This window comes from Sphingobacterium sp. JB170, assembly GCF_900163865.1.
Lineage (GTDB): Bacteria > Bacteroidota > Bacteroidia > Sphingobacteriales > Sphingobacteriaceae > Sphingobacterium.
This window is the reverse complement of the sequence record NZ_FUKU01000013.1, coordinates 532,339-540,980: the sequence shown is the minus strand read 5'-3', so window position 1 is coordinate 540,980 and position 8,642 is coordinate 532,339. Positions and strand designations below refer to the sequence as shown.

Below are 8,642 nucleotides of genomic sequence, written 5' to 3'. Positions count from 1 at the left end.
CAAATAATAGAACCTAAATCCAACTATTCAGCATACCTTAATCCTGCTTCTCAAAACCGTCCCTCCCTCGCGGAGTGGTGCAAAGGTAACAAAACGTAAACCCTATTTCCAAATCAAAAGCCAAACATTCTTTAACAACAAACGCAAGAATCTGAAAACCTGAACAATATTTTTCTAAAAAACAACCGTATACATTAAGATTTGCCCCTTTTCAAGCACTCGCGTTACGAAATGCACGGAGTACTAGAACAACTGAAGTCATAAAATGGTTTTAAAAAAACACAAAATTAATTGCAATTTCCCCTAGACGTTAGCGTAAACCATCAAACATTCATCTCCTTCCAAATGGCTTCCTTGATCTTCCTAGCCGCCCAATGACCGCTGGAGAAACAAGCCTGTAATAGATAGCCGCCAGTAGGAGCTTCCCAATTTAACATCTCGCCGATGCAAAACACGCCAGGGAAGTTACGTAGTTCCAGCGCAGAATCTAATTCCGAGAAATATACGCCTCCTGCCGTGGAGATCACTTCATCAATATCACGAAATGCATCTACTTGAATAGGGTAGTGTTTTAACACGTACGCCAGCCCTTCCACACTCGTATAAACCTCTTTCGACAACTCTTTAGTCAGCTCAATAGCGACGGGGCTTAGCTTGATCTTATTTCGTAAAACATCTATAACCTTCACATTCGGTTGCCCCAACAGACGCTCCATCTCTTCTTTAGCCATTTTTGGCTTTAAATCTATATATAAGGTAACAGGAAAAGGAGATTTTCTAATAAAGCGGTTCATATAATAAACGGGGGACCCCTCAATACCATAACGGGTGAAAAGAACTTCACCCGCTTTTTGAATCTCTTCGAATCTCAGATGTATGTTTTTTAATACTTTTCCCGCTAGCCTCGAATAATCACTTATTGTATTTAATCCTGAATTCGCCGCACGCAACGAATTTAGCTTAATTCCTTTGGATTCAAGCAACGCCATCCATTTCCCGTCTGATCCTGTCTTTGCCCAAGAACCACCCCCTAAACCCAGCAATAATCGTTGATATTTGATCTTAACGCGGTCTACACCGCAATCCATTTCGACATATGTGTGGTCGAAATCGACCATCCTATGACCGTAAAAAATCTGTACACCGTACCGATCCAAATACGCTAGAATTGCCTGAAGGACCTGAATTGGTTTTATATTTTTTTCTGGAAAGACTTTCCCTGAGCTCCCTACATACGTCGGAATACCGATGTCGTTGAACCAACCGACCAAGTCCATATTATCAAACGCCCTTACGATATCCTGAATTTCAGTGGTATCATACCGGTTAACAAAATCACTGATATCTTCACTATGTGTCAAATTAAAACCACCATGACCAGCCACTAAAAATTTTCGCCCAGCCGCCTTATTCTGTTCATAAACCTGTACAGGAATTCCCGCCGAAGCTAGTTCTGCGGCAGCAATCAGACTAGCAGGCCCGGCACCAATTATTATAACAGTAGAATTCCCCATCTTTCAAAAATACAGAAATAATGGATTTAACACTTCAATTTTCGATAGCAGCGATCTACGAAGTTTCATTATTTGGCACTTTTTTGTATAATTGTGCTATTATACACTAAATTCAGCATCGGCTCATGCAAACAATGTATTACATCGATCTCCTTGGTACAATGGTATTTGCTATATCGGGAGCCATGGCCGCAAGCCGTCAAAACATAGATGTCTTCGGCGCGATGTTTACAGGTTTCGTAACTGCTATAGGAGGGGGGTCGCTACGCGATATCTTTTTAAATTTACGCCCGGTTTGGGTGGACGACCGTAACTACCTGTTGGCTATACTTATTGGCTTTGCATTATCTGTGGTATTAAACAAACAACTCTATCGTCTTGCTAAAACGCTCTTTTTATTTGATGCTATTGGTATCGGTTTTTTTTGTATTGTTGGCGTACAAAAATCGATCACTCACGATGCTTCTTCAATTGCTGCGATAATCTTGGGGATATTCTCTGCAGTAATGGGCGGGGTAATACGCGACACGCTGATGAATGAAACACCGTTGATATTCCGAAGAGAAATATATGCCACGGCATGTCTCACTGGCAGCACAACCTATGTACTCCTTCAAATGGCAGGACTCGACACTATGACCAATGCGTTTATTTCAGTTTCCCTAACCGTCATCTTCCGCGTGCTGGCTGTAAGGTTTCAACTTTCACTTCCCGTGATCAAATCGAATTAAAAAGGAGCTCAAAAGAAGAGCTCCACTAAAATCAATTTGAACCATTAACGTTTCTTTTTCCGAGTGGGAAACTTCATCTTATAATCGACCTGCACCATACCTTTAGAAATCGCATCAAGTTTACCTTTGAGCATCGCTTTCTTTAACGGACCCAATTTGTCGACAAATAGTTTCCCTTCAATATGATCATATTCATGCTGTACAATGCGTGCGGCTAAACCCGACAATTCCACTTCTACTTCCTCAAAGTTCTCGTCCAAGTAATTGATAACGACATTCCTCGGACGCATTACATCTTCATTAATATCCGGGATACTCAAACATCCTTCACTAAACGCCCATTTTTCGCCCGTCTCTTCCACTATTATCGGGTTGATGAGTACTTTCTTGAATTCGTTTAGGGAAGCATTTCCCTCACTGTATTCATCATCTTCAGCAAATGGAGATGCATCGATAACAAATAGACGAATAGGCAGACCTATTTGCGGGGCGGCCAAGCCGACACCACGTGCCGCGTACATGGTATCAAACATGTCATCTATCAGCTGTTTTAAGTTTGGATAATCGGCATCAATTTCCTCCGTTTTTTTTCTTAGAACAGGGTCACCATATGCTATAATAGGTAATTTCATACTTTCAATTTTCTGTGCAAAGGTACCAATAAAAATTAATTCACATTTAGATTCTCTTAACTTTGTCGATATGCTATTCGATGATTTAATAGAGGAATTTGTAACTAGTCTTGAAAACCAGTTAGGTACTGTGCTAACAAAAGATACTGCTGCACAAGTATTGACACTATCTTCACAGGACCCAATTTTTACGATCCATCTCTACTTTCCGAATCGGCCTGTTACACGGCTCGAGAACCGAACACCGAAAACGTTCCATATTGATATCGACCAACTTGCAACTGCCCCTAAAAAAACTCTTTTGCGCCTACTTACCTTGCTGGGAAAGGGACAAGTCATTTACGCCAGACAAACCGTTGTCGCACGAATAGACAAAAAAGTAGCGCTTGATTTTCAAATAGACCATCATTTACAACTCGCGCTTGCAGGAAAATATCGCTACGGCCTATTTTCTGACGGCGAGCTTATCTCGATAGCCGTATTCAGCGGCGGTCGTCATATGCGAGACAAAAAAGCCAGTTACCGGTCTTTCGAACTATTACGATTTTGTCACAAATCCGGCGTACGTGTTGTTGGGGGCCTTTCCAAACTCACGAGCGCATTCATAAAAAGCTTTAAACCAAATGATATTATGACCTACGTTGATCGCGACTGGGCGCGCGTCTCGAACCTGCATACGATCGGTTTCCGTGAACGCGGGCAAACATTGCCACAACAGTTTTGGATTGCTAGCGGACATCGCCACCATGCACCGAATGAGGTTTCGCTTGCAGAGCTTCAAAATTCATTCCCTGACGGCTATTTAATCTACAATTCAGGCAGCACTAAGCTTATTTTAGAATTGCCATAATCTACTCTTCGATTATGAAAACCCATTTGGGATACGTATATTTAGCCTAGAAATTTTAAAACTTAAACTGACACACATTTATGAAACGTAAACTACGTATGGGTATGGTGGGCGGTGGTAAAGATGCCTTTATCGGTGCTGTTCACCGCATTGCTGCCTTTATGGATGGAAAAATAGAGCTGGTTTGTGGCGCCTTTAGCATCGACGAAAAGATCTCTAAAGAATCTGGCGAAGAGCTATTTGTTGCTGCAGATCGTGTATATCTAAATTACGAAGAGATGATTGCAAAAGAGGCCCAACTTCCCGAAGGTGAACGTATGGACTTTCTTACAATCGTAACGCCAAACTTTCTACATTTCGGCCCTGCGAAACTCGCACTAGAGAATGGATTCGACGTTGTCGTTGAAAAGCCTATGACGGTAACACTTGAAGAAGCGAAAGAATTGCAAGAAATCGTAGAACGCACGGGACGCACACTTTGTCTTACACATACCTATTCGGGTTATCCGATGGTAAAACAAGCAAAAGCGATGGTCAAAGATGGTCATTTTGGAAAAATCCGTAAGATTGTCGTCGAATATCCACAAGGCTGGTTAAGCAGACTTACCGAACGCGAAGGAAACGCGGGTGCTGCATGGCGTGCAGACCCAAAAAAATCAGGGCTATCACTTGTTATGGGTGATATTGGAACGCACGCGGCCCACCTTGCTGAATATGTTACAGGGCTTCGTATTACCGAGCTATGTGCGGACTTAACCACATTTGTCGAAGGACGCCAACTCGATGACGATGGCAACCTCCTTTTACGCTTTGAACAAGGTGCCAAGGGAGTACTGATGGCCTCGCAGGTCTCTGCCGGCGAAGAAAATGCTGTACGCATTCGTGTTTACGGCGAAAATGGTGGTTTAGAATGGGCAAACGAGGATCCAAACAATCTAATCATCAAAATGCTCGATCAACCTCGTCAAATTTACCGTACGGGTAATGCATACGCGGCTCCGTTTACGCTTAGCTCGTTTGCAACGCATAACACACGTATCCCGGCTGGACACCCGGAGGGTTTACTTGAATCGTTCGCAAACATCTACCGTAATTTTGCGCTTACCGTGAGTGCAAAACTTGAAGGTAGGACGCCAACTCCGGAACAATTGGACTTCCCGTCAGTACAGGATGGTGTTCGAGGGATGGCTTTCGTACAAACTGCTGTGGAAAGCAACCACAGCAACGAAAAATGGACAAAAATTATCTCGTGATAACAAAGTCACAAAATAGAACTTGTCACAACAATCAGGTAGAAGGTAAACTTCTACCTGATTGCTTATATACCATCTTGGGACCTACTGCCTCCGGCAAGACCAACCTTGCTGTCGCCCTGGCGCAGGTTATTTCTGGAGAAATTATCTCCGTTGATTCCCGTCAGATATATCGAGGAATGGATATCGGCACCGGCAAAGATCTAAACGAATATGGACAGACGCCTTACCATTTGATCGATATTATCAATCCTGGAGAACGTTATGATGTTTCACGGTTCCACCATGATTTTAATAATGCTTACAACGATATTACCACTCGCGGCAGCACGCCTATTGTTGCTGGCGGGACGGGCCTTTATTTGCATAGCTTGTTTATCCAGCGACCGTACATTCATGTGGCCCCAAACCCGGGGTTACGCGAGCGTTTGTTACCGCTGAACAAAGCTGCGCTGATAGCGCTGCTAAGCAATTATCAGATACCAGATGATTTTGATATAGATATCAGTTCTCATAAACGCTTAATTCGCGGGATAGAAATACTTGACGCCGTAACAACAGGTAATGTACCCCAGGATATCAAAAAAGCTCCATACAAGCCCCTTATTTTCGGCATAAATCCCGCAGTTGCACAGCGGCGGAAGAATATAACCAGCCGATTAAACCAACGTATTGAGAATGGCCTTATCGAAGAGGTCAGGGGCCTACTATCGATCGGAGTAACTCACCAAGACCTCCAATATTACGGACTAGAGTATAAATATGTTTCGAGGTATCTTCTTGGCGAACTAACCTACCAGAATTTTTTTACTAAGCTGGAAACGGAAATTCATCGATATGCTAAACGGCAAATGACATTTTTCAGAAAGATGGAAAGAGACGGCTTAACAATTCACTGGCTAAAAGGACTAACAAACGAACAACGGCTTGCCGAAATCCTTTGTAAACTAAAAAAGGAGTAACTTTCGCTACTCCCATTTCAGTAATTTCTTTATAACTTAATTTCTTCTTCTTTACTATTAAAGAATCGAAATTGCGTCAAATAATAAGATGACACGGTCTTTATCTTAATCCACTTGCCATATTTAAAAAACCATTTCAGCCTTTTCGAGATCAAACCAGACGTAATGTAGGCGCCTATGTAAGGATGTACACATAAAGTGACACCCTTTTCATTTTGCTCTTGTAAAATAAAGCTCAAATTATTCTCTATGTCGTCAAGCAATACAATGCTCGAGCGGATTTCGCCTGTACCTTCACATGCCGGACATTTTTCACTTGTCACGATATTCATTTCGGGCCTCACGCGCTGACGTGTTATCTGTACCAGCCCAAATTTACTTGGAGGAAGGATCGTATGCTTGGCTCTATCGGTAGCCATGCATTCTTTCAAATAACCGTACAATTCTTTACGATTGGCAGGCTTGTGCATGTCAATAAAATCGATCACGACAATTCCTCCCATATCTCTCAATCGCAACTGCCTTGCGATTTCCTTTGCAGCTTCTTTATTCACTAAAAGCGCATTTTCTTCTTGATTCTCTTTACTTGCAATCCGGTTGCCACTATTGACGTCCACAACGTGAAGCGCTTCTGTGTGCTCTACAACGAGGTAAGCCCCTCCTTGAAGGTTGACCGTTTTGCCGAAAGTCGCCTTAATTTGTTTTTCAACACCGAAATGGTCAAAAATTGGCTCTTTATGTTTATAAAGTTTCACAATTTTCTCTAAATCCGGTGATATTTCCTGCACATATGACCTTACTTCGTCGTATAGTGTCTGGTCATTAACATGAATATGCGTAAATTCATCTGATAAAAGATCCCGTAAAATGGTAGAAGCTCTATCCATCTCACCGAGCACCTTATTCGATGGCTCCGCAGTTTTAAGGCGTTTGGTAAAAAGTTCCCATTTAGAGATTAAATCCAAAAGGTCTTTCTGTAATTCCTCGACACCTTTGCCTTCGGAAACCGTCCGTATTATCACACCGAAGTTTGCGGGTTTTATACTTTCCACAATTTTCTTCAGCCGAGTACGTTCGGCATTCCCTTTAATTCTCTTGGATATGGAAACTGCACTTGAAAATGGAACCAATACAACGAACCTCCCTGCAATCGAAAGGTCCGAGCTTAAGCGAGGTCCTTTCGTTGAGATCGGCTCTTTGGCAATCTGTACCGGTAAAAGCAGATTCCGACTTAAAAGATCGGAAATTTTCCCTGCCTTATCGATGTCCTTCTCAAGTTTCAAACTATTGAGCAACTTCTCTTGATAGCTGCCGTTCTTTACTATACGCGTCAGCTTGAGTAAAGACTGAACCTGAGGTCCTAAATCCAAATAATGTAAGAACGCATCTTTCTCGTAGCCTACGTCTACGAAAGCGGCATTCAGGCCGGGCATAATTTTTTTGATTCGCCCGAGATAAATATCTCCGACAGCAAAGTTATTATCGGCCTGTTCCCTGTTCAGCTCAACAAGCTGTTTGTCTTGTAGTAAAGCAATAGTCACTCCTTTATCGGGAGTTGAATCGATAATTAGTTCCTTTACCAACAACTACTTTTTTAGGGCGATCGCGCGAACTCGCAGCGGCACCGCCTGATGAAACATAAAAACCCGTTAATGAAAAAATACAATCTATAATTTCTCCGTTGAGAAACTATAGATTGTACAACGTCTTCGCTGGGTCACCCCTTAAAGACCAACAAGTTTATTTTTTCTTGTGTCTATTTTTTCTTAAACGTTTTTTACGTTTGTGAGTAGCCATTTTGTGTCTCTTTCTCTTTTTTCCGCTTGGCATAGCTTAATGTTTTTAAATGATTAAATATGTTAATTACTTACTAAGTTCTTCGACCTTACGATCTATGAACTGTGACAGAGTTGGATCAGAGGCGAGCTCTTTACTTTTTGAAAAAGCAGCGATAGCCTCGTTCTTCAACCCAATATTTTCATATCCCGTTGCTAAATAGAAAAACGATTCAGCGTCAGGTTGCAATTCGCTTACGGTTTTGAAACGCTCAATAGCCTTGTCGAACTGCCGGGACTGCAATGAAAATAGCCCCAATGTTTTATTAGCTTGGATATTTTCTGGGTCTTTCTTGACGACTTCCATCAGCAAAGATATACCGGCCATAGGATTATTTGTACCTGTCACCAACGCGGCTCCCAAACCTGTCTTGGCATCCAAATTGTTACCATCAAGCGCAATAGCGTGCTCATACGAACTGATTGCCAACCTGTTAAGCTCGGCCGACATTGCTGTATCCTGTAAATTTGTATATGCCGAACGGTAGGAATTACCCGCATTCAACCAATATTCAAATTTAGGAGTAATTTTCGCCATTTCCTCATAAATAAATCCTTGAGGTGCAAATTTGGCTAAATCATCCCATTTTTGAGCCAATTGCTCTAATAAAGCGAGCTTCTCCTCACCACTGCTCTCGTCAATCTTCCCTTCAATCGCCGTGATTTCTTGTGCCAAACTTGCATTTATTGACTGTTTGGTAATTTCAGACACACTGCTAAAATTAAAGGGGGATGTTGATTCAGTGTTTGTCGAAGCGGTAGCTCCTTTATCTTCCGTTACCAAACCTTTAATAGGGCTCGCAAGTAAACCACCCATAAGGGCAACTACAATGACAACAACTATTATTTGTTTGGTATTCATAAT

Annotated in this window: 8 protein-coding genes; 4 read left to right on the top strand and 4 right to left on the bottom strand. The window is 42.1% G+C overall.

All coding sequences use genetic code 11. The features are described from left to right. Positions 1-323 precede the first annotated feature (323 nt). Positions 324-1,514, bottom strand: a complete 1,191-nt coding sequence (locus tag FM107_RS03855; RefSeq protein WP_086947180.1) for a TIGR03862 family flavoprotein — start codon at positions 1,512-1,514, stop codon at positions 324-326. 125 nt (positions 1,515-1,639) lie between these two features. On the opposite strand from FM107_RS03855, the gene FM107_RS03850 reads away from it, so the two are divergent. Further along, the gene (locus FM107_RS03850; RefSeq protein WP_086947179.1) at positions 1,640-2,245 is read left to right on the top strand and encodes a trimeric intracellular cation channel family protein; all 606 of its coding nucleotides are present in this window, start codon (positions 1,640-1,642) and stop codon (positions 2,243-2,245) included. A 44-nt stretch (positions 2,246-2,289) separates the two neighbouring features. Here FM107_RS03850 and def read toward each other — a convergent pair whose 3' ends face one another. Continuing rightward, a complete protein-coding gene (def, locus tag FM107_RS03845) occupies positions 2,290-2,877 on the bottom strand; it encodes a peptide deformylase (protein WP_086947178.1) in 588 nt (195 codons plus the stop codon). Positions 2,878-2,947: 70 nt separating this feature from the next. Between def and FM107_RS03840 the strand changes: the two genes are divergently transcribed. The 3 genes from FM107_RS03840 (at position 2,948) to miaA (ending at position 5,942) form a co-directional block, all read left to right on the top strand. Then, entirely contained in the window at positions 2,948-3,727 is a 780-nt protein-coding gene (locus FM107_RS03840; protein WP_086947177.1) for a hypothetical protein, read from the top strand. Between the two features lie 80 nt (positions 3,728-3,807). Next, complete coding sequence (locus tag FM107_RS03835; RefSeq protein ID WP_086947176.1) at positions 3,808-4,980, top strand: Gfo/Idh/MocA family protein; 1,173 nt, start codon at positions 3,808-3,810, stop codon at positions 4,978-4,980. After that, positions 4,977-5,942, top strand: coding sequence for a tRNA (adenosine(37)-N6)-dimethylallyltransferase MiaA (gene miaA / locus FM107_RS03830; protein ID WP_256959317.1), 966 nt, complete (start codon positions 4,977-4,979; stop codon positions 5,940-5,942). The genes FM107_RS03835 and miaA overlap by 4 nt, the downstream gene beginning before the upstream one ends. 29 nt (positions 5,943-5,971) lie before the next feature. On the opposite strand, the gene FM107_RS03825 is transcribed toward miaA, so the two are convergent. Both FM107_RS03825 and FM107_RS03820 read right to left on the bottom strand, forming a co-directional pair. Then, the gene (locus FM107_RS03825; RefSeq protein ID WP_086947174.1) at positions 5,972-7,525 is read right to left on the bottom strand and encodes an Rne/Rng family ribonuclease; all 1,554 of its coding nucleotides are present in this window, start codon (positions 7,523-7,525) and stop codon (positions 5,972-5,974) included. Between the two features lie 280 nt (positions 7,526-7,805). Continuing rightward, positions 7,806-8,639 carry a hypothetical protein gene (locus FM107_RS03820; RefSeq protein ID WP_256959315.1) on the bottom strand — a complete coding sequence of 278 codons (834 nt, stop codon included), beginning with the start codon at positions 8,637-8,639 and terminating at the stop codon, positions 7,806-7,808. Between the last annotated feature and the right edge of the window lie 3 nt (positions 8,640-8,642).